The sequence below is a fragment of the Enterobacter sp. LU1 genome (assembly GCF_008271405.2).
Lineage (GTDB): Bacteria > Pseudomonadota > Gammaproteobacteria > Enterobacterales > Enterobacteriaceae > Enterobacter > Enterobacter hormaechei_C.
Window position 1 is genome coordinate 842,636 of record NZ_CP043438.2, and the last position, 26,156, is coordinate 868,791.

Here is a 26,156-nt window from a genome sequence, read left to right on the forward strand (position 1 = left end):
GCGATCATTTCGCTAACTTCATTAACCCTCTATTTTCATCTGGTTAATTCTTAAACCCTTAAATCTTGTAGGGCCGCATACTGCTTGCTATGCAGCCAACGTTTCGCATATTATTCTGCGGTCATAATAATAATTCTCGTTTACGTTATCATTCACTTTTTCCATCAGAGATCCATCATGGCGCTTTCCAATACTGCTCAGCCAATTAACACGTCGCTGCGTAAAATCGCGGTCGTCGTAGCCACAGCGGTTGCCGGCATGTCTGCTTATGCTCATGCCGCCGAAACCCCGAAAAAAGAAGAAACCATTACTGTTACTGCCGCACCGGCTGCGCAGGAGAGTGCCTGGGGGCCTGCACCGACGATTGCAGCAAAGCGCACTGCAACGGCGACGAAAACCGATACACCGATCGAGAAAACCCCGCAGTCCATTTCCGTGGTCACACGTGAAGAGATGGACATGAAACAGCCGGGGACGGTTAAACAGGCGCTGGCCTACACGCCGAGCGTTTTCGCAACGCGCGGCGCCTCCACGACCTATGACGTGGTTTCTATTCGTGGTTTTACGACCTCCAGTACAGTGAACACCAACCAGTATCTGGACGGTATGAAGCTGCAAGGGGATAACTACTCTGAAGCGTCGATGGACCCATACTTCCTGGAGCGCGTAGAGCTGCTGCGAGGCCCGACGTCCGTACTGTATGGAAAAAGCCACCCTGGCGGCGTAGTGAGTATGGTCAGCAAGCGTCCAACCACGGAACCGTTAAAAGAAATTCAGTTCAAAATGGGGACGGATAACCTGTGGCAGACTGGGTTTGACTTCAGCGACGCGATTGATGATAACGGCGTGTGGTCCTACCGTCTGACCGGCCTGGGACGCAGTGAAAATGCGCAGCAGGAGATGGTGAAGTCTACTCGTTACGCGATTGCGCCGTCTTTCAGCTGGCGTCCTGATGATAAAACCGATTTCACTTTCCTGAGCAACTTCCAGAGCGATCCGGATGCGGGTTACTACGGCTGGCTGCCGCGTGAAGGTACCGTTGTGCCTTACTATGATGCTAACGGTAAGGCGCACAAACTGCCGACCGATTTCAACGAAGGCGATGAAGACAATAAGATCTCCCGTCGTCAGAAAATGGTGGGTTACAGCTTCGCGCATGAATTCAACGACACCTTCACCGTGCGTCAGAATCTGCGTTATACCAAAATCAATACGCTTTACCGTTCAGTTTACGGTAATGGCTATATCGCTCCGGCCCAGATCAGCCGTGCGTACGTGCGCTCAGATGAAGACCTCAACTCGTTCACGGTTGATACACAGCTCCAGTCGAAATTCGCGACCGGTGCCGTTGACCATACGCTGCTGACGGGGGTGGATTACCTTCGTATGCGCAATGATATTGATGCTGACTACGGTACCGCCGATCCGATCAGCATGAACAATCCGCAGCACGGCAATGCGAACGTCAATGTGAACTTCCCGTATGCCATGCTCAATCGTCAGGAGCAGACCGGGCTCTATGCGCAGGATCAGGCGGAATGGGATAAGTGGGTACTCACCATGGGTGGCCGCTATGACTTTGCAAAAACGTCTGCCTTTAACCGTAATAACGGGACCACCGCGGAAATTAACGATCAGGCATTTACCTGGCGCGGGGGGATTAACTACCTGTTCGACAACGGGATTACCCCATACTTCAGCTACAGTGAATCCTTTGAACCGCTCTCTGGCACCACCCAGGGCGGCAAACCGTTCGATCCGGCGCGCGGCAAGCAGTATGAAGCGGGCGTGAAGTATGTTCCGAAAGATCTGCCTGTTGTGGTGACGGCCGCGGTCTATCAGCTGACCAAGAACAACAACCTGACCGCCGATCCGGCGAACCCGACCAGCGGCTTTAGCGTGCAGGGCGGTGAAATTCGCTCCCGTGGCTTTGAACTGGAAGCGAAAGCGGCAGTGTCGGCTAACGTGAACGTGACGGCGGCCTACAGCTACACCGATGCGGAATATACCCACGATACCTGGTATGAAGGTCGTCGTCCGGCAGAAGTACCGCGCAACATGGCATCCCTGTGGGCGGATTACACCTTCCACGAGACGGCGCTGAGTGGCCTGACCGTCGGTGCGGGCGCGCGTTACATCGGTAACACGGTGACGTACTACTCCTCAGCGTCGCCTAAAGCCTATGAGTCCTTTAACGTCGCGGGTTATGCCCTGGCGGATGCGACCGTGAAATACGATCTGGCGCGCTTCGGTCTGCCGGGATCTTCCGTCGGCGTCAACGTGAACAACATCTTTGACCGTGAATACGTCTCCAGCTGCTACAGCGAGTATGCATGCTACTGGGGAGCAGGACGCCAGGTTGTTGCCACCGCGACCTTCCGCTTCTAACCTCTTTATGGGCACGGTTCGCCGTGCCCTTTTTATTTAAGTTGGCTGACATGCAGGATAATAAAACGCAATCCGACTCCACCTTCACGCTTAACAATCTCTCCTTTCGCGTACCCGGGCGCACCTTGCTGCATCCGCTCTCTTTGACGTTTCCCGCAGGTAAAGTGACCGGTTTAATCGGGCACAATGGTTCCGGTAAATCGACGCTGCTGAAGATGTTGGGTCGTCATCAGCCGCCGTCCGAGGGCGACATATTGCTGGATGACCAGCCGCTGGCGAGCTGGAGCAGTAAGGCCTTTGCCCGCAAGGTGGCCTATCTGCCGCAGCAGTTGCCGCAGGCGGAGGGGATGACGGTGCGCGAGCTGGTGGCGATTGGACGTTATCCGTGGCACGGTGCGCTCGGGCGTTTTGGCGTCGCTGACAGAGAGAAAGTGGAAGAGGCGATCGCGCTGGTTGGGTTAAAACCGCTGGCGCACCGTCTGGTGGATAGCCTGTCCGGTGGCGAGCGTCAGCGCGCATGGATCGCGATGCTGGTGGCGCAGGACAGCCGCTGCCTGCTGCTCGACGAACCCACTTCGGCGCTGGATATTGCTCATCAGGTTGACGTCCTGGCGCTGGTGCATCGCTTAAGTCAGCAGCGCGGCCTGACGGTGATTGCCGTTCTGCATGATATCAACATGGCGGCACGCTATTGCGACTACCTGGTAGCGCTGCGCGGCGGTGAAATGATCGCTCAGGGTACGCCTGCCGAACTGATGCGCAGCGAAACGCTGGAACATATCTACGGTATTCCTATGGGCATCCTGCCTCACCCAGCCGGGGCTGCACCCGTGAGCTTTGTCTACTGATGCTGGATTCAACATTCATTAGCCGCCGTCGCCTGCTGACGGCCATGGCGCTCTCACCGCTGCTGTTAAAGATGGGCCCGGCCCGCGCTGCGGCTATCGATCCGCACCGCATCGTGGCGCTGGAGTGGTTGCCCGTCGAACTGATGATGGCGCTTGGCGTGACGCCTTACGGCGTGGCCGATATTCCCAACTACACCCTGTGGGTGAATGAGCCAAAACTGCCGGACTCCGTCATCGACATTGGCCTGCGTACGGAGCCGAACCTTGAGCTTCTCACCCAGATGAAACCGTCTTATTTATTCTGGTCTGCGGGGTATGGCCCGTCGGAAGAGACCATGGCGAAGATTGCGCCCGGACGGGGCTTTTCCTTTAGCGACGGCAAAAAGCCGCTGACCATGGCAAAAAATTCCATCCACGAGATGGCGCAGTTTCTCAACCGTGAGGCTCAGGCGAAAAAACATCTCGATGAATTTGATGCGCTGATTGATTCCCTCAAGCCGCGCTTTGCCCACCGTGGCGATCGGCCTTTGCTGATGGTAACCCTGCTGGATGCCCGCCATATGCTGGTCTTTGGAAATAACTGTCTGTTCCAGGAAGTGCTCGACAGCTTTGGCATTCGCAATGCCTGGGAAGGCGAGATGACATTCTGGGGCAGTACCGCCGTGGGTATTGACCGTCTGGCGGCGTTTCGTGATGTGGACGTGCTGTGCTTCGATCACGGGAACGAGCGCGAGATGCAAACCCTGATGGCGACCCCGCTCTGGCAGGCAATGCCGTTCGTCCGCGAGCAGCGCTTCCTGCGCGCGCCAGCGGTATGGTTCTACGGCGCGACGCTGTCGGCAATGCATTTTGCCCGCGTGCTGGACAATGCACTGGGAGGCAAGGCATGAGCACGCGTATGGCCCGTTTCCCGATGTTACTGTTAGCGCTCATTTTTCTGGCTGCCCTGGTGTTAACCGGCTTTAACCTGACCACGGCGTTACCGCGCGATCAGTGGGCAGCCGCGTTTGCCGCACCGGATATCGATAATATTCAGCAAATGCTGTTCCACTACAGCCTGCTGCCGCGTCTGGCTATCTCCCTGCTGGTCGGGGCGGGACTGGGACTGGTGGGCGTACTGTTTCAGCAGGTGCTGCGTAACCCGCTGGCAGAGCCGACCACGCTGGGCGTGGCGACGGGGGCTCAGCTGGGGATCACCATCACCACTCTCTGGACCCTGCCGGGAGCGTTAACCTCGCAGTTTGCCGCGCTGGCAGGCGCATGTGTGGTCGGTGCGCTGGTCTTTGGCGTGGCCTGGGGAAAACGTCTCTCGCCGGTCACGCTGATCCTCGCGGGGCTGGTCGTCAGCCTCTACTGTGGGGCGATCAACCAGCTGCTGGTGCTGTTTCACCACGACCAGCTGCAAAGCATGTTTATGTGGAGTACCGGCACGCTCACCCAGACCGACTGGAGTATCGTCCAGCGCCTGTGGCCGCAGCTGTTCGGCGGCGTGGTGCTGACGCTGCTGCTGCTGCGTCCGCTGACGCTGATGGGCCTCGATGACGGCGTGGCGCGCAATCTGGGGCTGGCGCTGTCGCTGGCGCGTCTGGCGGCCCTGACCCTGGCGATTGTGCTGAGCGCGTTACTGGTTAACGCCGTCGGCATCATCGGGTTTATCGGCCTGTTTGCGCCGTTGCTGGCAAAAATGCTCGGCGCGCGCCGTCTGCTGGCGCGTCTGATGCTGGCTCCGCTGATTGGCGCGCTGATCCTCTGGCTTTCCGATCAACTCATTCTCTGGCTGGCGCGCGTCTGGATGGAAGTTTCCACGGGCTCGGTGACGGCTCTGATCGGCGCGCCGCTGCTGCTGTGGCTGTTGCCGCGCCTGCGCAGCATTAGCGCCCCGGCAATGGATGCCGGCGATAAAGTACATGCCGAACGTCAGTCGGTGGTGTGGTTCAGCCTTGCCGGGCTGGCGGTGCTGGTTATCGCCTCGTTTGCCGCACTCTCGCTGGGACGCGACGCCACAGGCTGGCACTGGGCGACGGGGGATTTGCTGCATGAACTCATGCAGTGGCGCTGGCCGCGGATCTTCTCCGCGCTGATTGCGGGCGTCATGCTGGCGGTGGCGGGCTGTATTATCCAGCGTCTCACCGGCAACCCGATGGCAAGCCCGGAAGTATTAGGGATCAGCTCCGGGGCCGCGTTTGGCGTAGTGTTAATGTTGTTCCTCGTGCCGGGAAATGCGTTCGGCTGGCTGATGCCTGCCGGGAGTATCGGCGCGGCAGTCACGCTGATGATTATCCTGATCGCCTCCGGGCGAGGGGGGTTCTCACCTCACCGCATGCTGCTGGCCGGGATGGCGCTCAGCACCGCGTTTACTATGCTGCTGATGATGTTGCAGGCGAGCGGCGATCCGCGCATGGCGCAGATCCTGACCTGGATTTCCGGTTCAACGTACAACGCCACCGGCAGTCAGGTGGTGCATACCGGGATTGTGATGATCGTACTGCTGGCGATTGTGCCGCTGTGCCGTCGCTGGATGACCATTCTGCCGCTGGGTGGGGATACCGCCCGCGCGGTCGGGGTGGCGCTGACGCCAACGCGTATCGCCCTGTTGCTGCTGGCCGCGTGCCTGACGGCGACGGCCACCATGACTATCGGCCCGCTCAGTTTTGTCGGATTAATGGCGCCGCATATCGCCCGTATGATGGGCTTCCGCAGGACTTTGCCGCATATCGTGATCTCTGCGCTGACGGGCGGAGCGATCCTGGTCTTTGCTGACTGGTGCGGAAGGATGGTGCTGTTCCCGTATCAGATCCCGGCGGGCCTGCTGTCGACCTTTATCGGCGCGCCGTACTTTATATATCTGTTGAGAAAGCAGAGTCGGTAATAAAAGAAAACGGCAATCCTTAGATTGCCGTTTTCGTGTTTGCTCCCTCTCCCAAGGGAAGATGGAGAACATCGTAGGCCGGGTAAGCGTTAGCGCCACCCGGCAATGCCCTTAGAGCTTCGCAAACACCTTACGCGCTGCGTCGATGGTGTTATTGATATCTTCTTCGCTGTGCGCCACGGACATAAAGCCCGCTTCAAACGCTGACGGCGCAAGATACACGCCTTCTTCCAGCATCAGATGGAAGAAGCGTTTGAAGCGTTCCACGTCGCATTTCACCACGTCCTGATAGCAGGTCACGGTTTTCGCATCGGTGAAGAAAATCCCGAACATCCCGCCGACGTGGTTTACCACCAGCGGAATACCCGCGTCTTCTGCGGCTTCCAGCAGGCCGTTTGCCAGCTGCGTCGTCCGGTCCGTCAGGGTTTCGTGGATACCCGGCTGCGCCACTTCGGTCAGACAGGCAAAGCCCGCCGCCATCGCAATCGGGTTACCGGAGAGCGTACCCGCCTGGTAAACCGGACCGGTTGGCGCCAGCGCGTCCATCACGTCCTTACGGCCGCCAAACGCGCCGACAGGCATGCCGCCGCCAATGATTTTGCCGAGGCAGGTCAGATCCGGCTCAACGCCGTAGTATGACTGCGCCCCCGCCAGCGCGACGCGGAAACCGGTCATCACTTCGTCGATGATCAGCAGCGCGCCGAACTCATCGCACAGCGCGCGCAGGCCCGGCAGGAAATCCGGCTGCGGTGGAATACAGTTCATGTTGCCCGCCACCGGTTCAACGATGATGCAGGCGATCTCCTGCGGATACTGCTCGAACGCGGCGCGAACGGTGTTCAGATCGTTATAGGTGCAGGTCAGCGTGTGTTTCGCGAAATCAGCCGGCACCCCCGGGGAGTTCGGTTGACCGAGCGTCAGCGCGCCGGAACCGGCTTTTACCAGCAGGCAGTCGGCGTGGCCGTGATAACAACCTTCGAACTTGATGATCTTGTCACGACCGGTAAAACCGCGCGCCAGACGGATAGCGCTCATGGTCGCTTCGGTACCGGAGTTCACCATACGCACCATGTCCATCGTTGGCACCAGCTCGGTGACCAGCTCCGCCATTTTGACTTCCATCTCGGTTGGCGCGCCGAAGCTCAGGCCGCGCTGAGCGGCTTCAATCACCGCATTGCGGATCGCCGGGTGGTTGTGCCCCAGTACCATCGGGCCCCAGGAGCCGACGTAATCGACATAGGCTTTACCATCCACATCATACAGATATGCGCCATCCGCACGTTCGATAAACAGCGGGGTGCCACCCACGCCGGTAAAGGCGCGCACGGGTGAGTTTACGCCGCCTGGGATAAGCTCGCGGGCTGCGCTGTAGAGGTTTTCAGACTTGCTCATGGCGTCGTTCCTGGTTCGTAGAAATAAGTTAAGGCAACTATTCTAAGTGATTCGGAAGAGGTTATAAAATTTTTGCCCCTCAGAAGGCTTAACAATTGTTAAGTATTTTTCAGGGGACGAGGGGATTGTCTCTGGTAGAATCCCTGCGGCCTTTTGTATGACGAAACAGAACAGGTAATGAACGAGAACACACCTTCTTTTGAACAACAACAGTTTACGCGCGCGAAGCACCGGGTCAGTATCCGGCGGCTGCTCAACCGTGACAAAACCCCGTTAGCCATTCTGCTGGCAGCCGCCGTGGTCGGTACGCTGGCCGGGCTGGTGGGGGTCGCATTCGAGAAAGCGGTCAACGCGGTGCTCAACTGGCGCATAGGTACCGTCGCCAGCTTTGCCGATCGGGAATGGCTGGTCTGGGTGTGGGCCTTTGGCCTTTCGGCGCTGTTTGCCATGGTGGGGTATTTTCTGGTGCGTAAATTCGCACCTGAAGCAGGTGGCTCGGGGATCCCTGAAATTGAGGGGGCGCTGGAGGAGCTACGCCCGGTTCGCTGGTGGCGGGTGCTTCCTGTGAAATTTATCGGCGGGATGGGAACCCTCGGGGCGGGCATGGTGCTCGGTCGGGAAGGGCCAACGGTACAGCTGGGCGGTAACGTCGGGCGCATGGTCGGCGATCTGTTCCGTATGCGCAGCGCCGAAGCACGGCATACGCTGCTGGCGACGGGGGCCGCAGCGGGGCTGTCTGCGGCGTTTAACGCGCCGCTGGCGGGTATCCTGTTTATCATTGAAGAGATGCGCGCCCAGTTCCGCTACAACCTGATCTCCATTAAAGCGGTGTTTACCGGCGTGATTATGTCGAGCATTGTCTTTCGCGTCTTTAACGGCGAAGGAGCGGTGATTGAAGTTGGCAAGCTGACCAATGCGCCGGTCAATACTTTATGGCTGTATCTGGTTCTTGGGATGATTTTTGGCGTCGTCGGCCCGCTTTTTAACACCCTGATTTTACGGGCGCAGGATATGTTTCAGCGCATCCATGGCGGAAATATCACGAAATGGGTGCTGGTGGGAGGCCTGCTTGGCGGCGTGTGCGGGATCCTCGGTTTCATCGAACCGAATGCGGCGGGCGGCGGTTTCGGCCTGATTCCCATTGCCGCGGCGGGGAATTTCAGCGTAGGCCTGCTGCTGTTTATGTTTATTTCACGCGTCATCACCACGGTATTGTGCTTCTCCTCTGGCGCCCCGGGCGGCATTTTTGCTCCGATGCTGGCACTGGGGACGCTGCTGGGTACGGCGTTCGGGATGGCGGCGGCGGCAGGTTTCCCGGCCTACCATCTGGATGCGGGGACGTTTGCGGTTGCGGGAATGGGGGCGCTGCTGGCGGCCTCCCTGCGCGCGCCGCTGACCGGGATCGTACTGGTGCTGGAAATGACCGACAATTACCAGCTCATTTTGCCAATGATCATTACCTGTCTCGGCGCGACACTATTAGCCCAATTCCTGGGTGGAAAACCGCTATACTCCACCATTCTTGCCCGTACCCTGGCAAAACAGGAAGCTGAACAGGCCCTGAAGCAGAATACTTGAATGAATTACCAGGGTATTAGATAATGACAAAAAGAATTGGGTGATTTTTGCCCAATAGCAGTCGCAGTATTCATGGGAGCATAAGATGAGTGATGACGTAGCGTTGCCGCTGGAATTTACCGAAGCAGCAGCGAAAAAAGTGAAAACCCTGATTGCCGACGAGGACAATCCGGATCTGAAACTGCGTGTTTATATTACCGGCGGCGGCTGTAGTGGCTTCCAGTATGGTTTTACCTTTGACGATCAGGTTAACGATGGTGATATGACTATCGAGAAACAGGGCGTCGCGCTGGTGGTTGACCCGATGAGCCTGCAATATCTGGTGGGCGGTTCAGTGGACTACACTGAAGGTCTGGAAGGTTCGCGCTTTGTGGTGACTAACCCGAATGCGACCAGCACCTGCGGGTGTGGTTCTTCGTTCAGTATTTAAGCCTGAATGCAGATTGTAGGCCCGGTAAGCGAAGCGCTACCGGGCTTATAAACGACGCCTATCTTGAATTTTCATCCAGCGCAAACGTCGGCAGCTTCAGGTGCCAGCGTATCGCCGCTAAACGGATCACCAGCGTGACCACCATCCCCAGCATCGCCGCATTCTCCAGCGGGACAGCAAAGGTGTAATACGCCGTGGCGTGAACAATCCCCCCGATGATACAGGCCGTCGCGTAGATTTCCGTTCGCAGGATCATCGGGACTTCTCGCGCCAGTATGTCGCGAATAATCCCTCCGCCCACGCCGGTTAACACGCCCATACAGATCGCCACCAGCGGGCCAGTCCCGGCAATAAAGGCTTTATTCACGCCTATTCCCACAAAGACCGCCAGACCGACGGCATCCAGCACCGGCAATATCCATTTTGGCAGTCTGCGAGGCTGGCGAACCAGCACGATGGTTAACAGGCAGGTGACCATCGCCACCACCAGATCCGTGGGATCTTTTACCCAGAATACCGGGCCGTTTGCCAGCGCCATATCGCGGATCGTTCCGCCTCCCACCGCCGTAACAACGCCGAGTACCAGTACGCCAAAAGGATCCATGCGTAGTTTTCCGGCAAGCAAAACGCCGGAGATAGCAAAAACGGCTGTGCCAAGAATATCCAGCCAATACACGAGCATCGTTAAATCCTCGAAGGGGGTATTTATCTGTTTGAGTGACTCTCTGCCAGTTCGGCGCAGAGTTGTTTTGCGGCGAGGATAATACGCGGGCTGGCGCGTTCAAACCAGTCGCTGTTGAGTGCGATGACCGGAATTTTAAGCTGCCGGTGCCAGAATTGTTCTATTTTAGGAATCTCGCTCGCATTTCCGACCACCACAATGGCCTGCGGTTGTCGTGCCAGAACCTGCTCACGACTGACCTGGGGCCAGGGAACCCGGCTTTCGGCAAAGATATTTTCACCTCCACAGGTTTCAAGCACCTGGTTCTGGATCGAGCCTTTACCGGTAGTAAACAGCGGCTGGCTGCCAAATTGCAGAAAAACGCGTTGTTTCGGTTGCGTGCCGTATCGGGCTTTTAGCGCGGCATAGTCGTTGAGCATCTGCTGTGCAGCCTGCCCGGCGCGTTGGGGGGTAGGGCTGAAGGGCGCGAGGTCACGGAGGGTTTGCGCCACCTGTTCGATGCTCACCGCGTCCACCCATTTTACCGTTATGCCCAGCGAAGAGAGCTGGTTCACCTGCCGTTCGGCATTACCGCCGCGCCAGGCGAGGACCAGATCGGGCTTCAGCGCCACGATGCGTTCCAGGTTCATTCCCTGCCAGGTGGCAACCTGTTCGATATGGGCGGCCTGCGGTGGATAATCGGAAAAGCTGCTCACCGCAACGGGCGTGATCCCGGCGGCAAACGCCAGTTCCGTATTGGCAGGGGAGAGAGTGATAACCCGCGGCGCGGCGATGAGCCAGGCCGGAGCGAGCAGAAGCAGGGCGACCAGCGCCCTGAATGACACCTTACCCACGCGCCAGTTTCTGCACCAGAGTTTCCACCATCACGGTGGACTGTTTGGCCGCAACGGCCAGGAATTCGTCGAAGCTGATGTGGGACTGCTGGTCCGCCACGTCAGAGATCGCGCGAACGACCACAAACGGCACGCTGAAGTTATGGCATACGTGCGCGATGGCCGTGGCTTCCATCTCAACGGCCACAGCCTGCGGGAAGTTATGACGGATTTTCGCCAGACCGACAGAGCCGTTGATAAAGGCATCGCCGCTGACGATCAGGCCACGCACCGCATTGAGGTTCAGCTCGTTAATGCAGCTTTCAGCGGCGGCAATCAGCTTATCATCCGCTTTAAACCCGGCCGGGCAGCCCGGAAGCTGACCATATTCGTAGCCGAATGCGGTGACATCTGCATCGTGATAACGCGCTTCGTCGGAAACCACGATATCGCCCACTTTCAGCGTCGGCGCCAGACCGCCCGCAGAACCCGTATTAATGATAACGTCAGGCTTGCAGCGCTCAAGCAGCAGGGTCGCGCCCAGTGCCGCTGCAACTTTACCGATGCCTGATTTCAGCAGAGCCACGTCAACACCGTTCAACTGGCCGGTGTAGATCTCACAGCCACCGAGGGAGAGGGTCTGACGGTTCTCAATTTTGTCACGCAGCAGCGTAACTTCTTCTTCCATTGCACCAATAATGCCGATTTTCATAGATTTACTCGCGATGTGCCTTGTTAAGATGCATAGTCTATCATGCGGTTAAGGGGAAACGCATTCTCACGCGGGGGAGCACATGGCACCAATCGATTTTCGCACCAAAATTAACTGGCACCGACGTTTCCGTTCGCCACAGGGCGATAAGAGCGAACATGAGATCCTGCGCATTTTCGAAAGCGATCGCGGACGCATCATCAACTCGCCCGCCATCCGTCGGTTACAGCAAAAAACCCAAGTGTTCCCGCTGGAGCGTAACGCCGCGGTGCGTACGCGGTTAACGCACTCCATGGAAGTGCAGCAGGTGGGGCGCTACATTGCGAAAGAGATCCTCAGTCGCCTTAAAGAGCAACGTCTGCTGGAAACCTACGGACTGGATGAACTGACCGGGCCGTTCGAAAGCATCGTTGAGATGGCCTGCCTGATGCACGATATCGGCAATCCTCCCTTTGGTCATTTCGGCGAGGCCGCCATCAATGACTGGTTTAAACAGCGGCTTTTTCCCTCTGACGCCATAAGCCAGCCGCTCAGCGATGACCGCTGTGTGGTACGCGATTTATGTCTGCGTGAAGGCGAAGATAGCCTGAACGATCTGCGCCGTAAGGTGCGCCAGGATCTGTGTCATTTCGAAGGTAACGCGCAGGGGATCCGTCTGGTGCACTCCCTGATGCGGATGAATCTGACCTGGGCCCAGGTGGGCTGTATTCTTAAATACACGCGTCCCGCATGGTGGACCGGAGAAACGCCCGCCACGCATAGCTACCTGATGAAAAAACCGGGCTATTACTTATCGGAAGAAGCATACATCGCGCGGTTGCGTAAAGAACTGTCTCTGACCCCTAATGGCCGTTTTCCATTGACATGGATTATGGAAGCGGCTGATGACATTTCTTATTGCGTGGCCGATCTGGAAGACGCGGTGGAAAAAAGAATATTCAGCGTCGAGGAGCTGTATCAGCATCTTCATGATGCCTGGGGAGAGCATGAAAAAGGTTCTCTGTTTGCGCAGGTCGTCGAGAATGCCTGGGATAAATCGCGTTCAAATTCGCTGAGCCGCAGTACCGAAGATCAGTTCTTTATGTATTTGCGGGTGAACACGCTGAATAAACTGGTGCCGTATGCGGCCGCCCGTTTCATTGATAATTTGCCGATGATATTTAGCGGGGAATTTAATCACGCCCTGCTGGAAGATGAGAGCAGTTTTAGTCAGCTTCTTGAATTATATAAAAACGTGGCTGTTCGCCATGTTTTCAGCCACCCGGATGTCGAACAGCTGGAGCTGCAAGGATACCGGGTTATCAGCGGGTTGCTGGAGATTTATGGCCCGCTGCTCCAGCTGACGGTCGATGAGTTCAGTGAGCTGGTCGAAAATGAACGTGTTCGCCGCCTGCCGATTGAATCTCGTCTCTATCAGAAGCTTTCAACCCGCCACCGGCTGGCATACATTGAAGCCGTCAGTAAAATAGAACGCCATTCTTCCCAATGGCCAGTCATGGAATATTATTATCGCTGTCGTCTTATCCAGGACTATATCAGCGGGATGACAGATTTGTATGCCTGGGATGAATACCGCAAGCTTATGGCCGTTGAATAAGCCATGAGTTTTGTAAAGACGACCAATAAATTTTTACTTTTTCCATAAACTTAATCCCGGAACTAAGCGGTATAAAACGAATCTGAGTTACACAGCAATTTTGCGTTATCTGGTAAATCGAGATTGAGAAACATGAAAAAAACCACATTAGCAATGAGTGCACTGGCTCTGAGTTTAGGTTTAGCGCTGTCCCCTCTGGCGATGGCGGCCGAGACAGCTTCCTCGGCAGCGACTGCGCAGCAGATGCCAAGCCTGGCCCCGATGCTCGAAAAAGTGATGCCATCGGTGGTGAGTATTAACGTTGAGGGCAGCACGACCGTCAATACGCCGCGTATGCCGCGTAATTTCCAGCAGTTCTTCGGCGATAATTCGCCATTCTGCCAGGACGGTTCGCCATTCCAGAGCTCCCCGTTCTGTCAGGGCGGCGGCGCAGGGGATGACGGCATGGGCGGCGGCCAGCAGCAGAAATTCATGGCACTCGGCTCGGGCGTGATTATTGATGCAGCGAAAGGCTACGTGGTGACCAATAACCACGTGGTAGATAATGCTAACACCATTAAGGTGCAGATGAGCGATGGCCGTAAATTCGATGCCAAAGTGGTTGGTAAAGACCCGCGCTCCGACATCGCGCTGATTCAAATCCAGGATCCGAAGAACCTGACGGCGATTAAGCTTGCCGACTCTGACGCGCTGCGCGTGGGTGACTACACCGTCGCCATCGGTAACCCATTTGGTCTGGGCGAAACCGTGACCTCGGGTATCGTCTCTGCGCTGGGACGTAGCGGCCTGAATGCGGAAAACTATGAAAACTTCATTCAGACGGATGCGGCCATTAACCGTGGTAACTCCGGCGGTGCGCTGGTTAACCTGAACGGTGAGCTGATCGGTATCAACACCGCTATCCTGGCACCGGACGGTGGCAACATCGGTATCGGCTTTGCTATCCCGAGCAACATGGTGAAAAACCTGACTGCGCAGATGGTGCAATATGGACAGGTGAAACGCGGTGAGCTGGGGATCATGGGTACCGAACTGAACTCCGAGCTGGCGAAAGCGATGAAAGTGGACGCTCAGCGCGGCGCATTCGTAAGCCAGGTCATGCCGAACTCTTCGGCGGCGAAAGCCGGCATTAAAGCGGGTGACGTGATCACCTCTCTGAACGGTAAGCCGATCAGCAGCTTTGCCGCCCTGCGTGCGGAAGTGGGTTCTATGCCAATCGGCAGTAAAGTGACCCTCGGCCTGCTGCGTGAAGGTAAGCCGGTTAACGTGAGCCTGGAACTGCAACAAAGCAGTCAGAATCAGGTCGATTCCAGCACCATCTTCAGCGGTATTGAAGGTGCCGAGATGAGCAACAAAGGGGCAGATAAAGGCGTGGTGGTGAACAACGTGAAAGCGAACTCACCTGCTGCCCGTATCGGCCTGAAAAAAGGTGATGTGATCATGGGCGCTAACCAGCAGCCGGTGAAAAACATCGCTGAACTGCGCAAAATTCTCGACAGCAAGCCTTCTGTGCTGGCACTGAATATTCAGCGTGGTGATACCTCTATTTATCTCCTGATGCAGTAATCTTCTTAAGCCCCTGTTCGCAGGGGCTTTCTCTTTTCTGTGACCTTTCCCACAACTCCATACATCTCTCTCTGCCTCTGGGCATCTGCACAATGCAGCCTTAGCTGAACTTCCCTATGCTTGAGCTCTGCTCACGGGAGGGTTATATGGCTGGCTGGCATCTTGATACCAAAATGGCGCAGGATATCGTGGCGCGAACCATGCGCATCATTGATACCAATATCAACGTAATGGATGCCCGCGGGCGCATTATCGGCAGCGGCGATCGTGAGCGTATTGGGGAATTGCACGAAGGGGCGTTGCTGGTGCTCTCTCAGGGGCGCGTGGTCGACATCGATGACGCCGTGGCGAAACATCTGCACGGGGTCCGTCAGGGGATCAACCTGCCGCTGCGTCTGGAAGGAGAGATTGTTGGCGTTATCGGTCTGACCGGCGACCCTGAATCACTGCGTAAATACGGTGAGCTGGTCTGCATGACGGCGGAGATGATGCTGGAGCAGTCGCGTCTGATGCACCTGCTCGCCCAGGACAGCCGCCTGCGTGAAGAGCTGGTGATGAATTTGATTCAGGCTGAGGAGCACACGCCTGCCCTGAGCGAATGGGCGCAGCGTCTGGGTATCGACCTGAATCAGCCGCGCGTGGTCGCCGTTATTGAGGTGGATAGCGGCCAGCTTGGTGTGGACAGCGCCATGGTGGAGCTACAGCAGCTGCAAAACATGCTGGCGACGCCGGAGCGTAACAACCTGGTGGCGATTGTCTCTTTGACGGAAATGGTGGTGCTCAAGCCTGCGCTTAATCAGTTTGGTCGCTGGGACGCGGAAGATCATCGTCGCCGCGTTGAGCTGCTAATCGAGCGCATGAAGGAGAACGGACAGCTCCGTTTTCGCGTCGCGCTGGGAAATTACTTTACCGGGCCGGGAAGCATCGCTCGTTCATGGCGAACGGCGCGCACCACCATGATGGTGGGTAAACAGCGCATGCCGGAGAGCCGCAGTTATTTCTATCAGGATCTGATGCTGCCGGTCCTGCTCGACAGCCTGCGCGGCGGCTGGCAGGCCAACGAGCTGGCGCGTCCGCTGGTGCGTCTGAAAGCAATGGACAACAACGGGCTGCTGCGCCGCACGTTGCAGGCGTGGTTCCGGCATAACGTGCAGCCGCTGGCAACGTCAAAAGCGCTGTTTATTCACCGTAATACGCTGGAGTATCGGCTTAACCGGATCTCGGAACTGACGGGGCTGGATTTAGGGAATTTTGACGACCGGCTACTGCTGTATGTGGCGTTGCAGCTGGATGAACAGAGATGATGCTGTTTGCCGGGCGGCGGCTTCGCCTTACCCGGCCTACATGTGTTCGTAGGCCCGGTAAGCGAAGCGCCACCGGGCAATAAAACGGCTCATTTGTTACGCGTCAATTTCTCAAGATCCGCTTCAATCTCGCTGATCTTATTGGTGACTACGCTTTCCAGGTGACGGAGGTCGTCAAGGATCTTACGTTTCAGATCGACTTCGCTGCGATCGCGCTGGCAGATTTGATCGAGTTCGTCGATCACGTAGCGCAGGTTAGGGCTGATTTCCTGTACTTCTTTATATCCCTGACCGATACCGTCAGCGACAACGGTCTTACGCTGGCGAGGGTATTTAAACTTCACGCTTTTGGCGAAGAACTCTCCTTTGTCCTTGTGAAAATAGATTTTCAAAATATCGTTATTGGCTTCCTGGCGGAGACTATAACGATCAATTTCATCAGGATTGGTAATGCCCAGACTTTTCAGATTATCGTACATAGCGGTACCCTTGATCTCAACATAACCTATGAATAATTAACGAAAAAATCTATTTTCGCCACCTTCGGATATAAAAAAAGCGGGGTTGCCCCCGCTTTTTGTTATACCCGATTAATCGATGGTGCGCAGCAGTTCATTGATGCCCACTTTACCGCGCGTTTTCGCGTCCACTTTTTTCACGATGACCGCGCAATACAGGCTGTATTTGCCATCTTTAGACGGCAGGTTGCCGGAAACCACAACGGAACCAGCTGGAACGCGGCCGTAGTGAATTTCACCGGTTTCGCGATCGTAAATACGGGTGCTCTGGCCAATATAAACGCCCATGGAGATCACAGAACCTTCTTCGACGATCACGCCTTCAACCACTTCGGAACGTGCGCCGATGAAGCAGTTGTCTTCGATGATGGTTGGGTTAGCCTGAAGTGGCTCAAGAACGCCACCGATGCCCACACCGCCGGACAGGTGAACGTTTTTACCGATCTGCGCGCAGGAGCCGACGGTAGCCCAGGTGTCCACCATGGTGCCTTCGTCAACGTAGGCGCCGATGTTCACGTAGGATGGCATCAGCACGGTGTTGCGTGCGATGAAGGCACCCTGACGAACGGCCGCCGGTGGTACTACGCGGAAGCCCTCTTTCTGGAAGCGCGCTTCGTCGTAATCCGCAAATTTCATTGGTACTTTATCGAAGTAGCGGCTTTCTGCTCCGTCGATAACCTGGTTATCGTTGATGCGGAAAGAGAGCAGCACAGCTTTCTTCAGCCATTGATGAGTAACCCACTGACCGTCGATTTTTTCTGCCACGCGCAGCGCGCCGGAATCCAGCAGGGAAATAACCTGGTTTACCGCTTCACGGGTCACGGTATCCACATTTGCCGGAGTGATGTCGGCGCGACGCTCAAAAGCGGACTCAATAACGTTCTGTAACTGCTGCATTGTTTACTCTTTCCATTTCACTAAAAAACACGTCACCCTTTATCGTTTGGATTGAGGGCTGCTGTCAACCGTTGTTGCACTTCAAGTTGCAGGTCATTATTAAGGGCACGCCGGTCGGCCGTCGCGATTATAAATAAATCTTCTACTCGTTCGCCAATGGTTGTAATTCGGGCGCCGTGAAGCGAAATTCCCAGATCGGCAAAAACCTGACCGACGCGGGCGAGCAGCCCTGGCTGGTCGAGCGCAATCAGCTCAAGGAACGATTTACGGTCGGTATGGGTCGGCAGGAAATTGACCTCGGTATCGACGGTAAAGTGGCGCAGTTTTGCCGCCTGACGACGCGGCTGCGGAGGTTGCCAGCTGCGCTGCGTAATCGCCTGCTCGAGGCCAAAGCGTATCCCCTCATGCCTGTCCGACGACAGCGGGCTGCCGTCCGGCTCCAGCACAATAAAGGTGTCCATCGCCATGCCGTCGCGGGTGGTAAAAATCTGCGCGTCGTGAACGCTCAGGTTACGCCTGTCCAGCTCGGCACAGACCGCTGCAAACAAATAAGGCCGGTCCGGGCTCCAGATGAAAATTTCCGTCCCGCCGCGCGTGGCCTGCGGGCTGAGCAGAATCATCGGTTTTGTCAGGTCGTGCTTCAGCAGATGCCGGGCGTGCCAGGCAAGCTGGTTTGGGCTGTGGCGCACAAAGTAGTTGGCGCGACAGCGCGCCCAAATCTGATGCAGTGCCTCTTCGTTGATGTTATCCATGCGCAGCAGGGCCAGCGCCTGCAACTGATGGTGGCGCACACGCTCGCGCATGTCGGGGGTGTTCTGCATCCCGCGACGCAACTGTTTTTCGGTGGCGAAGTAGAGTTCGCGCAGCAGGCTCTGCTTCCAGCTGTTCCACAGGGTTTCGTTGGTGGCGCAGATATCGGCTACCGTCAGGCAGACCAGGTAGCGCAGGCGGTTCTCCGTTTGCACTTCCTCGGCGAACTGCTTGATCACTTCCGGATCCTGAATATCACGACGCTGAGCGGTAACTGACATCAGCAGATGATGGCGAACCAGCCAGGCGATAAGCTGCGTTTCACGCGAGTTCAGGCCGTGCAGCTCGGCAAATTTCAGCACGTCCTGGGCACCGAGCACGGAGTGGTCGCCGCCGCGACCTTTGGCGATATCATGGAACAGGGCGGCGATCAGGATCAGCTCCGGGTGCGCCAGACGTGGCCACAGATCAACGCACAGCGGATGGCGGGATCGCGTCTCTTCTTTAGCGAAGCTTTCCAGCTTCAGCATGACGCGGATCGTGTGCTCATCTACCGTATAGGCGTGAAACAGGTCGAACTGCATCTGCCCGACAATATGCGACCACTGGGGCATATAGGCCCACAATACGCTGTGACGGTGCATCGGCAGCAGACCGCGGCTGACGGCGCCCGGATGACGAAGCATGCTCAGGAACAGCGAGCGCGCCTCCGGGATGTAACACAGCGGCTGCTTCAGATGGCGTCGTGCATGGCGCAGATGACGCAGGGTGGTGGAGTAGATCCCGGTGATCGTGCTGTTGCGCACCATGGTGTAGAACATTCGCAGGATCGCTTCCGGTTCGCGGATGAACAGCGTTTCGTCGCGCAGATCGATAAGCGTGCCGCGCAGCTGAAATTCGTCATCAATCGGACGCGGTTTTTCGTCTGCCGTCAGCGCGAGGATCGCCTCATCGAACAGCTGTAACAGCATCTGGTTTAGCTCAGAGACGCGGCGGGTGACGCGGAAGAAATCCTTCATCATTTGCTCGACCGGCTCGTTGCCCTCGCCCTGGTAATTCAGGCGCTGCGCCACGCTGAGCTGTCGGTCAAACAGCAGGCGGTTATCGTAGCGGGTGACTTCCAGGTGCAGGGCAAAACGGATGCGCCACAGCAGATGCAGACACTCATTGAGTTCGTTACGTTCGGCTTCGGTCAGAAAACCAAACCCGACCATTTCGTCCAGTGATGTTGCTCCAAAATGTCGACGGGCGACCCATTGCAGCGTGTGGATATCGCGCAGGCCACCGGGGCTGCTTTTAATATCCGGTTCGAGATTATAGCTGGTACCGTGATAACGCTGGTGGCGCTGGTTTTGTTCTTCGACTTTCGCGGCGAAGAATTTTTCCGAAGGCCAGAAGCCGTCGCTAAAGATGTGCTTTTGCAGTTCGAGGAACAGCGCAACGTCGCCAATCAGCAGGCGGGTTTCAATCAGGTTGGTGGCGACGGTCAGGTCAGATAACCCTTCCAGCAGACACTCTTCCAGCGTGCGTACGCTGTGGCCCACTTCCAGCTTTACGTCCCAAAGCAGGGTCAACAGTTCACCGATTTTCTGCGCCCGATCGTCCGGCAGTTTTTTACGGCTTAAGATCAGCAGGTCGATATCAGAGAGCGGATGCAGTTCACCCCGGCCATAGCCGCCGACCGCAACCAGCGCGACGTCGCTCACCTGGCCGAAACCGTAGTCGATCCACAGACGTTGCAGGAGCTGGTCGATAAATTCGGTGCGCGCTTCAATGAGCTGCTCGGCCGAAACGCCTGCGTCAAATGCGCTACCCAGCCAGCGATGGAAAACTTCCATGTGGGCTTTGATATGCGCGCAGGTCAGCTCATGCGGTGGCCAGACGCCCGGGTTATCAGGCTGGTCGGGGAGGGTGGGAAGTGCTGTGTTAGCATACTGTTCGGGTAAGAGATTACTCATCGTGCGCCACCCATAAGAAAAAGCTATCGCCATTAAAAAAGCCGGCATTCGCCGGCTTCTTATCACTCAATGTTCGTCAGTATCGCCGGGATGGTGTCATCCTTGCGCAACGTCATAATTTCGCAGCCGTTGTCTGTAACCACAATAGTATGCTCGTACTGGGCAGACAAGCTTCTGTCTTTGGTTTTTACCGTCCAGCCATCTTTCATGGTACGGATGCGGTAATCACCCGCGTTGACCATTGGTTCGATAGTGAAGGTCATGCCCTTTTGCAGCACTACGCCGCCGTCGTCTGCATCGTAGTGCAGAACCTGCGGTTCTTCATGGAACACACGACCAATACCGTGACCGCAATATTCGCGCACCACGGAGAAACCTTCCGCTTCCACAAATTTCTGGATTGCGGCGCCGATGGTGCGCAGGCGGATGCCCGGCTTCACCATTTTCAGCGCCAGGTAGAGGCTCTCTTGCGTCACTTTGCACAGACGCTCGCCCAGAATCGTTGGCTTGCCAACGATGAACATCTTAGAAGTGTCGCCGTGGTACTCGTCTTTAATCACGGTCACGTCGATGTTGACGATGTCGCCATCTTTCAGCAGCTTCTCGTCATCCGGAATGCCGTGGCAAACCACTTCATTAATAGAGATGCAGACGGATTTCGGGAAACCGTGATAGCCAAGGCAGGCGGAGACCGCGTGCTGCTCGTTGACGATATAGTCGTTACAGATGCGATCCAGTTCGCCAGTGCTGACGCCCGGTTTCACAAACGGCTCGATCATTTCCAGCACGTCCGCGGCCAGACGACCGGCGACGCGCATCTTTTCAATTTCTTCAGGTGTCTTAATAGAGATAGCCATGTAATCTGTCCATCGGTGTCGATTTTTTCGACAATACTAGTGTAAGTGTTGTCAATGGTATCAGTCAGGCGCACCCCGTGCCAAATTGAGAATCATTAACAGCACACTCCGCCAACAATTATTGGTTTCTGGCCGTGTTTTGTGATATAAAGCGCGCCGGACTTCCGATCCATCTCAGATACACAGGCTGGACGGGAGCGACAAATCTCACTTTGTGTAACAACACACACGTATCGGCACATATTCCGGGGTGCCCTTCGGGGTCGGTAATATGGGATACGTGGAGGCATAACCCCAACTTTCAATATAGAGGTTTTAAACATGGCAACTGTTTCCATGCGCGACATGCTCAAGGCTGGTGTTCACTTCGGTCACCAGACCCGTTACTGGAACCCGAAAATGAAGCCTTTCATCTTCGGCGCACGTAACAAAGTTCACATCATCAACCTTGAGAAGACTGTACCAATGTTCAACGAAGCCCTGGCTGAGCTGAACAAGATCTCTTCCCGTAAAGGTAAGATTCTGTTCGTTGGTACTAAGCGCGCTGCAAGCGAAGCTGTGAAAGATGCTGCTAACAGCTGCGACCAGTTCTTCGTGAACCATCGCTGGTTGGGCGGCATGCTGACCAACTGGAAAACTGTTCGTCAGTCCATCAAGCGCCTGAAAGATCTGGAAACCCAGTCTCAGGACGGTACTTTCGATAAGCTGACTAAGAAAGAAGCGCTGATGCGTACTCGTGAACTGGACAAGCTGGAAAACAGCCTGGGCGGTATCAAAGATATGGGCGGCCTGCCAGACGCGCTGTTCGTAATCGATGCAGACCACGAGCACATCGCAATCAAAGAAGCTAACAACCTGGGTATCCCGGTATTCGCTATCGTTGATACCAACTCCGATCCGGACGGTGTTGACTTCGTTATCCCGGGTAACGACGACGCAATCCGTGCTGTTAGCCTGTACCTGAGCGCTGTAGCTGCTACCGTTCGTGAAGGCCGTTCCCAGGATCTGGCTTCTCAGGCGGAAGAAAGCTTCGTAGAAGCTGAATAATAAGGTTTTACCCCTTATTAGTACCGTGTATGAATAGGGGCCCATTATCGGCCCCTTTTTTCAATTTATACTGTTTGGCTCCCGGCCGGGCAGTTCACATCTCCCGAGGATTTAAGAATGGCTGAAATTACCGCATCCCTGGTAAAAGAGCTGCGTGAGCGTACTGGCGCAGGCATGATGGATTGCAAAAAAGCGCTGACCGAAGCGAACGGCGACATCGAGCTGGCAATCGAAAACATGCGTAAATCCGGTGCGATCAAAGCAGCTAAGAAAGCAGGCAACGTTGCTGCTGACGGCGTGATCATCACCAAAATCGACGGCAACTACGGCATCATTCTGGAAGTTAACTGCCAGACTGACTTCGTTGCTAAAGATGCTGGTTTCCAGGCATTTGCTAACAAAGTTCTGGACGCAGCGGTTGCAGGCAAAATCACTGACGTTGAAGTTCTGAAAGCACAGTTCGAAGAAGAGCGTGTAGCGCTGGTTGCTAAAATCGGTGAGAACATCAACATCCGTCGCGTTTCTTCCCTGGAAGGCGATGTTCTGGGCTCTTACCAGCACGGCGCGCGTATCGGTGTTCTGGTTGCGGCTAAAGGCGCTGACGAAGAGCTGGTTAAACAGCTGGCAATGCACATCGCTGCAAGCAAACCAGAATTCGTTAAGCCAGAAGACGTGTCTGCTGAAGTGGTAGAGAAAGAGTACCAGGTTCAGCTGGACATCGCGATGCAGTCTGGTAAGCCAAAAGAAATCGCAGAGAAAATGGTTGAAGGCCGCATGAAGAAATTCACCGGCGAAGTTTCTCTGACTGGCCAGCCTTTCGTAATGGATCCAAGCAAGTCTGTTGCTCAGCTGCTGAAAGAGCACAACGCTGATGTAACTGGCTTCATCCGCTTCGAAGTGGGCGAAGGCATCGAGAAAGTTGAGACTGACTTCGCAGCAGAAGTTGCTGCAATGTCCAAGCAGTCTTAATGATTGAAAAGGAGCCGCCTGAGGGCGGCTTCTTTTTGTCACCCGTCTCACGAAATCAGACAGGCTCCAGTATCGCTGTGCTGATTTGCGACATATCATGTCGCCAGAATTAACCCCATCTTAATCGTTGACAGTCTCAGGAAAGAAACATGGCTACCAATGCAAAACCCGTGTACAAACGCATTCTGCTTAAGCTGAGTGGCGAAGCGCTGCAAGGATCGGAAGGCTTCGGTATTGACGCAAGCATCCTTGATCGCATGGCACAGGAAATCAAAGAACTGGTCGAACTGGGTATTCAGGTTGGCGTGGTCATTGGCGGTGGCAACCTTTTCCGTGGTGCTGGTCTGGCGAAAGCGGGGATGAACCGCGTAGTGGGCGACCACATGGGTATGCTGGCAACCGTGATGAATGGCCTGGCGATGCGTGATGCGCTTCATCGCGCCTATGTGAACGCTCGCCTGATGTCCGCTATTCCTTTGAATGGCGTATGCGATAACTACAGCTGGGCAGAGGCCATCAGCCTGCTGCGCAACAACCGCGTGGTGATCCTCTCCGCCGGTACGGGTAACCCGTTCTTTACCACCGATTCCGCAGCCTGTCTGCGCGGTATCGAAATCGAAGCCGATGTGGTGCTGAAAGCGACCAAAGTAGATGGCGTGTTTACTGCCGACCCGGCAAAAGATCCTTCAGCGACCATGTACGATCAGCTGACCTACAGCGAAGTGCTGGAAAAAGAGCTGAAAGTGATGGATCTTGCCGCCTTTACGCTGGCTCGTGACCACAAACTACCGATCCGTGTCTTCAATATGAACAAGCCTGGCGCGCTGCGTCGCGTTGTTATGGGCGAAAAAGAAGGCACTTTGATCACGGAATAATTTCCGTCGGCGATAAATACAGGTAAGATTCCGCTTTATTTCGACGTGGTATCTTACCCGGGCGCGCCTTTGGCGTTGTCATGAATTAAACGCGACTATACTTAGCACACCTGTAGCGCTGTGCTGGCGGATAGTCTGCCTGAGACAAGTTTTCAAGGATCCGTAACGTGATTAACGACATCAGAAAAGATGCTGAAGTACGCATGGAAAAATGCGTAGAAGCGTTCAAAAACCAAATCAGCAAAATCCGTACTGGCCGTGCTTCCCCAAGCCTGCTGGATGGCATCATCGTAGAATATTACGGTACGCCAACGCCTCTGCGTCAGCTGGCGAGCGTGACGGTAGAAGATACCCGTACCCTGAAAATCAACGTGTTCGACCGCTCAATGAGCCCGGCCGTTGAAAAAGCGATCATGGCATCTGACCTGGGTCTGAACCCAAGCTCAGCCGGCGCGGATATTCGCGTGCCACTGCCTCCGCTGACGGAAGAGCGTCGTAAAGACCTGATCAAAGTAGTTCGTGGTGAAGCTGAGCAGGGTCGTGTTTCCGTACGTAACGTGCGTCGCGATGCGAACGATAAAGTGAAAGCCCTGCTGAAAGAAAAAGAGATCAGCGAAGACGACGATCGTCGTTCTCAGGACGACATTCAGAAAATGACCGACGCGGCCATCAAGAAAATTGATGCGGCGCTGGCAGAAAAAGAAGCGGAACTGATGCAGTTCTGATTTTCGCTGTACACTGATAAACGCCGTTCAGAAGGACATTGAGTCTTGCTGGCGGCGTTTTGCTTTTATCTGGTCTAACTTTTGGGCATCTCATGAAGCATCTCACTCTCCTCGGCTCGACCGGCTCTATCGGTTGCAGCACTCTCGACGTTGTACGTCATAATCCTGACAGCTACACCGTGGCCGCGCTTGTGGCCGGAAAAAACGTGCAGCGAATGGTCGAACAGTGCCTGGAGTTTACCCCCCGTTTTGCGGTGATGGATGACGAAGAGAGCGCCCGCCAGGTGAAAGCGCTGTTGCAGGAGAAGGGCTGCCGTACCGAGGTACTCAGCGGGCAACAGGCGGCGTGCGATATGGCCGCGCTTGATGAAGTTGATCAGGTCATGGCGGCAATCGTCGGGGCGGCGGGTCTTCTGCCGACGCTTGCCGCTATTGATGCGGGTAAAGATGTCCTGCTTGCGAACAAAGAGTCGCTGGTCACCTGCGGACGCCTCTTTATGGAAGCGGTAAAACAGCGTGGGGCGCGTCTTTTGCCGGTCGATAGCGAACACAACGCGATTTTTCAGAGTTTACCTCAACCTTTTCAACAAAACCTGGGGTACGCTGACCTGGAGCAGAATGGCGTTGTGTCGATTCTGCTTACCGGGTCTGGTGGCCCGTTCCGTGAAACGCCACTGTCTGAATTGAGCGCAATGACGCCGGATCAGGCGTGTCGTCATCCGAACTGGTCAATGGGGCGTAAGATCTCCGTCGATTCAGCCACCATGATGAACAAAGGTCTGGAATACATTGAAGCTCGCTGGCTGTTCAATGCGTCGGCGAAACAGATGGAAGTGCTGATCCACCCGCAGTCGGTGATTCACTCGATGGTGCGCTATCAGGACGGCAGCGTGCTGGCCCAGCTGGGCGAACCGGATATGCGTACGCCTATTGCTCATACGATGGCGTGGCCAAACCGCGTAAAATCGGGCGTTAAGCCTCTCGATTTTTGTAAGCTGAGTTCACTGACGTTTAGCGAGCCTGATTACGACCGTTATCCCTGTCTGAAACTGGCGATGACGGCCTTCGATCAGGGGCAGGCGGCGACAACGGCGCTTAATGCAGCCAATGAAGTGACCGTTGAAGCATTCCTGAATCAGCAGATCCGCTTTACTGACATCGCCGCGTTGAATTTATCCGTGCTGGAGATGATGGATTTGCGTGAGCCGCAGAGCGTGGAAGAGGTGCTGGCCGTGGATGAACAGGCACGCATTGTTGCGCGTAAACAGGTGACACGTCTGGCAAGCTGGTGATAAAGCAAGCACTAGTCGTCGTGCTATTTGTTAGCGTTGGGCTTCAGTGATATAGTCTGCGCCACCTGATCGCAGGTATTTGGCTTTAAG

The 26,156-nt window shown here is 55.7% G+C and carries 22 protein-coding genes; 14 read left to right on the forward strand and 8 right to left on the reverse strand.

The features are described from left to right. The first annotated feature begins 177 nt into the window (after positions 1 to 177). Genes fhuA through fhuB form a run of 4 tightly spaced genes read left to right on the forward strand, consistent with a single transcriptional unit; the run spans position 178 to position 6,105 of the window. Positions 178 to 2,388 (forward strand): ferrichrome porin FhuA, encoded by a 2,211-nt coding sequence (fhuA, locus tag FZF21_RS03970; protein WP_015572711.1) that lies wholly within the window; start codon positions 178 to 180, stop codon positions 2,386 to 2,388. Between the two features lie 50 nt (positions 2,389 to 2,438). Further along, entirely contained in the window at positions 2,439 to 3,236 is a 798-nt protein-coding gene (gene fhuC, locus FZF21_RS03975; protein ID WP_003856242.1) for a Fe3+-hydroxamate ABC transporter ATP-binding protein FhuC, read from the forward strand. Further along, positions 3,236 to 4,126 carry a Fe(3+)-hydroxamate ABC transporter substrate-binding protein FhuD gene (gene fhuD / locus FZF21_RS03980; RefSeq protein ID WP_003856240.1) on the forward strand — a complete coding sequence of 297 codons (891 nt, stop codon included), beginning with the start codon at positions 3,236 to 3,238 and terminating at the stop codon, positions 4,124 to 4,126. The genes fhuC and fhuD overlap by 1 nt, the downstream gene beginning before the upstream one ends. Beyond that, positions 4,123 to 6,105: a Fe(3+)-hydroxamate ABC transporter permease FhuB gene (gene fhuB / locus FZF21_RS03985; RefSeq protein ID WP_032647300.1), complete on the forward strand. Its 1,983-nt coding sequence runs from the start codon at positions 4,123 to 4,125 to the stop codon at positions 6,103 to 6,105. Before fhuD ends, fhuB begins: the two co-directional genes overlap by 4 nt. A 111-nt stretch (positions 6,106 to 6,216) precedes the next feature. Here fhuB and hemL read toward each other — a convergent pair whose 3' ends face one another. Next, entirely contained in the window at positions 6,217 to 7,497 is a 1,281-nt protein-coding gene (hemL, locus tag FZF21_RS03990; RefSeq protein ID WP_015572714.1) for a glutamate-1-semialdehyde 2,1-aminomutase, read from the reverse strand. A gap of 177 nt (positions 7,498 to 7,674) precedes the next feature. Between hemL and clcA the strand changes: the two genes are divergently transcribed. After that, positions 7,675 to 9,075, forward strand: a complete 1,401-nt coding sequence (gene clcA, locus FZF21_RS03995) for a H(+)/Cl(-) exchange transporter ClcA (protein ID WP_047737101.1) — start codon at positions 7,675 to 7,677, stop codon at positions 9,073 to 9,075. Positions 9,076 to 9,160: 85 nt separating this feature from the next. Beyond that, positions 9,161 to 9,505 (forward strand): iron-sulfur cluster insertion protein ErpA, encoded by a 345-nt coding sequence (gene erpA, locus FZF21_RS04000; protein WP_003856230.1) that lies wholly within the window; start codon positions 9,161 to 9,163, stop codon positions 9,503 to 9,505. A 58-nt stretch (positions 9,506 to 9,563) separates the two neighbouring features. Here the strand turns inward: erpA and FZF21_RS04005 are convergent, their stop codons facing one another. Genes FZF21_RS04005 through mtnN form a run of 3 tightly spaced genes read right to left on the reverse strand, consistent with a single transcriptional unit; the run spans position 9,564 to position 11,711 of the window. Beyond that, positions 9,564 to 10,187: a TRIC cation channel family protein gene (locus tag FZF21_RS04005; protein ID WP_003856227.1), complete on the reverse strand. Its 624-nt coding sequence runs from the start codon at positions 10,185 to 10,187 to the stop codon at positions 9,564 to 9,566. Between the two features lie 23 nt (positions 10,188 to 10,210). Further along, the gene (gene btuF, locus FZF21_RS04010; protein WP_017383741.1) at positions 10,211 to 11,020 is read right to left on the reverse strand and encodes a vitamin B12 ABC transporter substrate-binding protein BtuF; all 810 of its coding nucleotides are present in this window, start codon (positions 11,018 to 11,020) and stop codon (positions 10,211 to 10,213) included. Next, positions 11,013 to 11,711 carry a 5'-methylthioadenosine/S-adenosylhomocysteine nucleosidase gene (gene mtnN, locus FZF21_RS04015; RefSeq protein ID WP_003856223.1) on the reverse strand — a complete coding sequence of 233 codons (699 nt, stop codon included), beginning with the start codon at positions 11,709 to 11,711 and terminating at the stop codon, positions 11,013 to 11,015. Before mtnN ends, btuF begins: the two co-directional genes overlap by 8 nt. An 82-nt stretch (positions 11,712 to 11,793) precedes the next feature. Between mtnN and dgt the strand changes: the two genes are divergently transcribed. The 3 genes from dgt (at position 11,794) to FZF21_RS04030 (ending at position 16,178) form a co-directional block, all read left to right on the forward strand. Beyond that, positions 11,794 to 13,308 carry a dGTPase gene (gene dgt / locus FZF21_RS04020; protein WP_045344480.1) on the forward strand — a complete coding sequence of 505 codons (1,515 nt, stop codon included), beginning with the start codon at positions 11,794 to 11,796 and terminating at the stop codon, positions 13,306 to 13,308. A 132-nt stretch (positions 13,309 to 13,440) separates the two neighbouring features. Further along, positions 13,441 to 14,874, forward strand: a complete 1,434-nt coding sequence (degP, locus tag FZF21_RS04025) for a serine endoprotease DegP (RefSeq protein WP_023303104.1) — start codon at positions 13,441 to 13,443, stop codon at positions 14,872 to 14,874. Positions 14,875 to 15,020: 146 nt separating this feature from the next. After that, entirely contained in the window at positions 15,021 to 16,178 is a 1,158-nt protein-coding gene (locus FZF21_RS04030) for a CdaR family transcriptional regulator (protein WP_003856217.1), read from the forward strand. A gap of 89 nt (positions 16,179 to 16,267) precedes the next feature. Here FZF21_RS04030 and FZF21_RS04035 read toward each other — a convergent pair whose 3' ends face one another. The 4 genes from FZF21_RS04035 to map form a co-directional block, all read right to left on the reverse strand. Beyond that, positions 16,268 to 16,657 (reverse strand): DUF3461 family protein, encoded by a 390-nt coding sequence (locus FZF21_RS04035; RefSeq protein ID WP_015572719.1) that lies wholly within the window; start codon positions 16,655 to 16,657, stop codon positions 16,268 to 16,270. 111 nt (positions 16,658 to 16,768) lie between these two features. Continuing rightward, positions 16,769 to 17,593: a 2,3,4,5-tetrahydropyridine-2,6-dicarboxylate N-succinyltransferase gene (gene dapD, locus FZF21_RS04040; protein ID WP_003856214.1), complete on the reverse strand. Its 825-nt coding sequence runs from the start codon at positions 17,591 to 17,593 to the stop codon at positions 16,769 to 16,771. A 32-nt stretch (positions 17,594 to 17,625) separates the two neighbouring features. After that, the gene (gene glnD, locus FZF21_RS04045) at positions 17,626 to 20,301 is read right to left on the reverse strand and encodes a bifunctional uridylyltransferase/uridylyl-removing protein GlnD (RefSeq protein ID WP_003856210.1); all 2,676 of its coding nucleotides are present in this window, start codon (positions 20,299 to 20,301) and stop codon (positions 17,626 to 17,628) included. 62 nt (positions 20,302 to 20,363) lie between these two features. Further along, positions 20,364 to 21,158, reverse strand: a complete 795-nt coding sequence (gene map / locus FZF21_RS04050; RefSeq protein ID WP_015572721.1) for a type I methionyl aminopeptidase — start codon at positions 21,156 to 21,158, stop codon at positions 20,364 to 20,366. Positions 21,159 to 21,479: 321 nt separating this feature from the next. Here map and rpsB point away from each other — a divergent pair, with 321 nt between their 5' ends. The 5 genes from rpsB (at position 21,480) to ispC (ending at position 26,066) form a co-directional block, all read left to right on the forward strand. After that, positions 21,480 to 22,205 carry a 30S ribosomal protein S2 gene (gene rpsB, locus FZF21_RS04055; RefSeq protein WP_003856207.1) on the forward strand — a complete coding sequence of 242 codons (726 nt, stop codon included), beginning with the start codon at positions 21,480 to 21,482 and terminating at the stop codon, positions 22,203 to 22,205. A gap of 117 nt (positions 22,206 to 22,322) precedes the next feature. Then, complete coding sequence (tsf, locus tag FZF21_RS04060) at positions 22,323 to 23,174, forward strand: translation elongation factor Ts (protein WP_015572722.1); 852 nt, start codon at positions 22,323 to 22,325, stop codon at positions 23,172 to 23,174. Positions 23,175 to 23,323: 149 nt separating this feature from the next. After that, entirely contained in the window at positions 23,324 to 24,049 is a 726-nt protein-coding gene (gene pyrH, locus FZF21_RS04065; RefSeq protein WP_002889306.1) for a UMP kinase, read from the forward strand. A 167-nt stretch (positions 24,050 to 24,216) separates the two neighbouring features. Further along, positions 24,217 to 24,774 carry a ribosome recycling factor gene (frr, locus tag FZF21_RS04070; RefSeq protein WP_017383739.1) on the forward strand — a complete coding sequence of 186 codons (558 nt, stop codon included), beginning with the start codon at positions 24,217 to 24,219 and terminating at the stop codon, positions 24,772 to 24,774. A 92-nt stretch (positions 24,775 to 24,866) separates the two neighbouring features. After that, positions 24,867 to 26,066 (forward strand): 1-deoxy-D-xylulose-5-phosphate reductoisomerase, encoded by a 1,200-nt coding sequence (gene ispC, locus FZF21_RS04075; protein WP_023315432.1) that lies wholly within the window; start codon positions 24,867 to 24,869, stop codon positions 26,064 to 26,066. Positions 26,067 to 26,156: the final 90 nt, after the last annotated feature.

Coding starts and splice junctions, on each gene's coding strand:
- FZF21_RS04035 (WP_015572719.1), bottom strand. CDS start 16,657: ATGTACGATAATCTGAAAAGTCTGGGCATTACCAATCCTGATGAAATT.
- erpA (WP_003856230.1), top strand. CDS start 9,161: ATGAGTGATGACGTAGCGTTGCCGCTGGAATTTACCGAAGCAGCAGCG.
- dgt (WP_045344480.1), top strand. CDS start 11,794: ATGGCACCAATCGATTTTCGCACCAAAATTAACTGGCACCGACGTTTC.
- hemL (WP_015572714.1), bottom strand. CDS start 7,497: ATGAGCAAGTCTGAAAACCTCTACAGCGCAGCCCGCGAGCTTATCCCA.
- FZF21_RS04005 (WP_003856227.1), bottom strand. CDS start 10,187: ATGCTCGTGTATTGGCTGGATATTCTTGGCACAGCCGTTTTTGCTATC.
- fhuB (WP_032647300.1), top strand. CDS start 4,123: ATGAGCACGCGTATGGCCCGTTTCCCGATGTTACTGTTAGCGCTCATT.
- dapD (WP_003856214.1), bottom strand. CDS start 17,593: ATGCAGCAGTTACAGAACGTTATTGAGTCCGCTTTTGAGCGTCGCGCC.
- tsf (WP_015572722.1), top strand. CDS start 22,323: ATGGCTGAAATTACCGCATCCCTGGTAAAAGAGCTGCGTGAGCGTACT.
- ispC (WP_023315432.1), top strand. CDS start 24,867: ATGAAGCATCTCACTCTCCTCGGCTCGACCGGCTCTATCGGTTGCAGC.
- pyrH (WP_002889306.1), top strand. CDS start 23,324: ATGGCTACCAATGCAAAACCCGTGTACAAACGCATTCTGCTTAAGCTG.
- clcA (WP_047737101.1), top strand. CDS start 7,675: ATGAACGAGAACACACCTTCTTTTGAACAACAACAGTTTACGCGCGCG.
- glnD (WP_003856210.1), bottom strand. CDS start 20,301: ATGAGTAATCTCTTACCCGAACAGTATGCTAACACAGCACTTCCCACC.
- map (WP_015572721.1), bottom strand. CDS start 21,158: ATGGCTATCTCTATTAAGACACCTGAAGAAATTGAAAAGATGCGCGTC.
- fhuC (WP_003856242.1), top strand. CDS start 2,439: ATGCAGGATAATAAAACGCAATCCGACTCCACCTTCACGCTTAACAAT.
- fhuA (WP_015572711.1), top strand. CDS start 178: ATGGCGCTTTCCAATACTGCTCAGCCAATTAACACGTCGCTGCGTAAA.
- degP (WP_023303104.1), top strand. CDS start 13,441: ATGAAAAAAACCACATTAGCAATGAGTGCACTGGCTCTGAGTTTAGGT.
- rpsB (WP_003856207.1), top strand. CDS start 21,480: ATGGCAACTGTTTCCATGCGCGACATGCTCAAGGCTGGTGTTCACTTC.
- fhuD (WP_003856240.1), top strand. CDS start 3,236: ATGCTGGATTCAACATTCATTAGCCGCCGTCGCCTGCTGACGGCCATG.
- FZF21_RS04030 (WP_003856217.1), top strand. CDS start 15,021: ATGGCTGGCTGGCATCTTGATACCAAAATGGCGCAGGATATCGTGGCG.
- mtnN (WP_003856223.1), bottom strand. CDS start 11,711: ATGAAAATCGGCATTATTGGTGCAATGGAAGAAGAAGTTACGCTGCTG.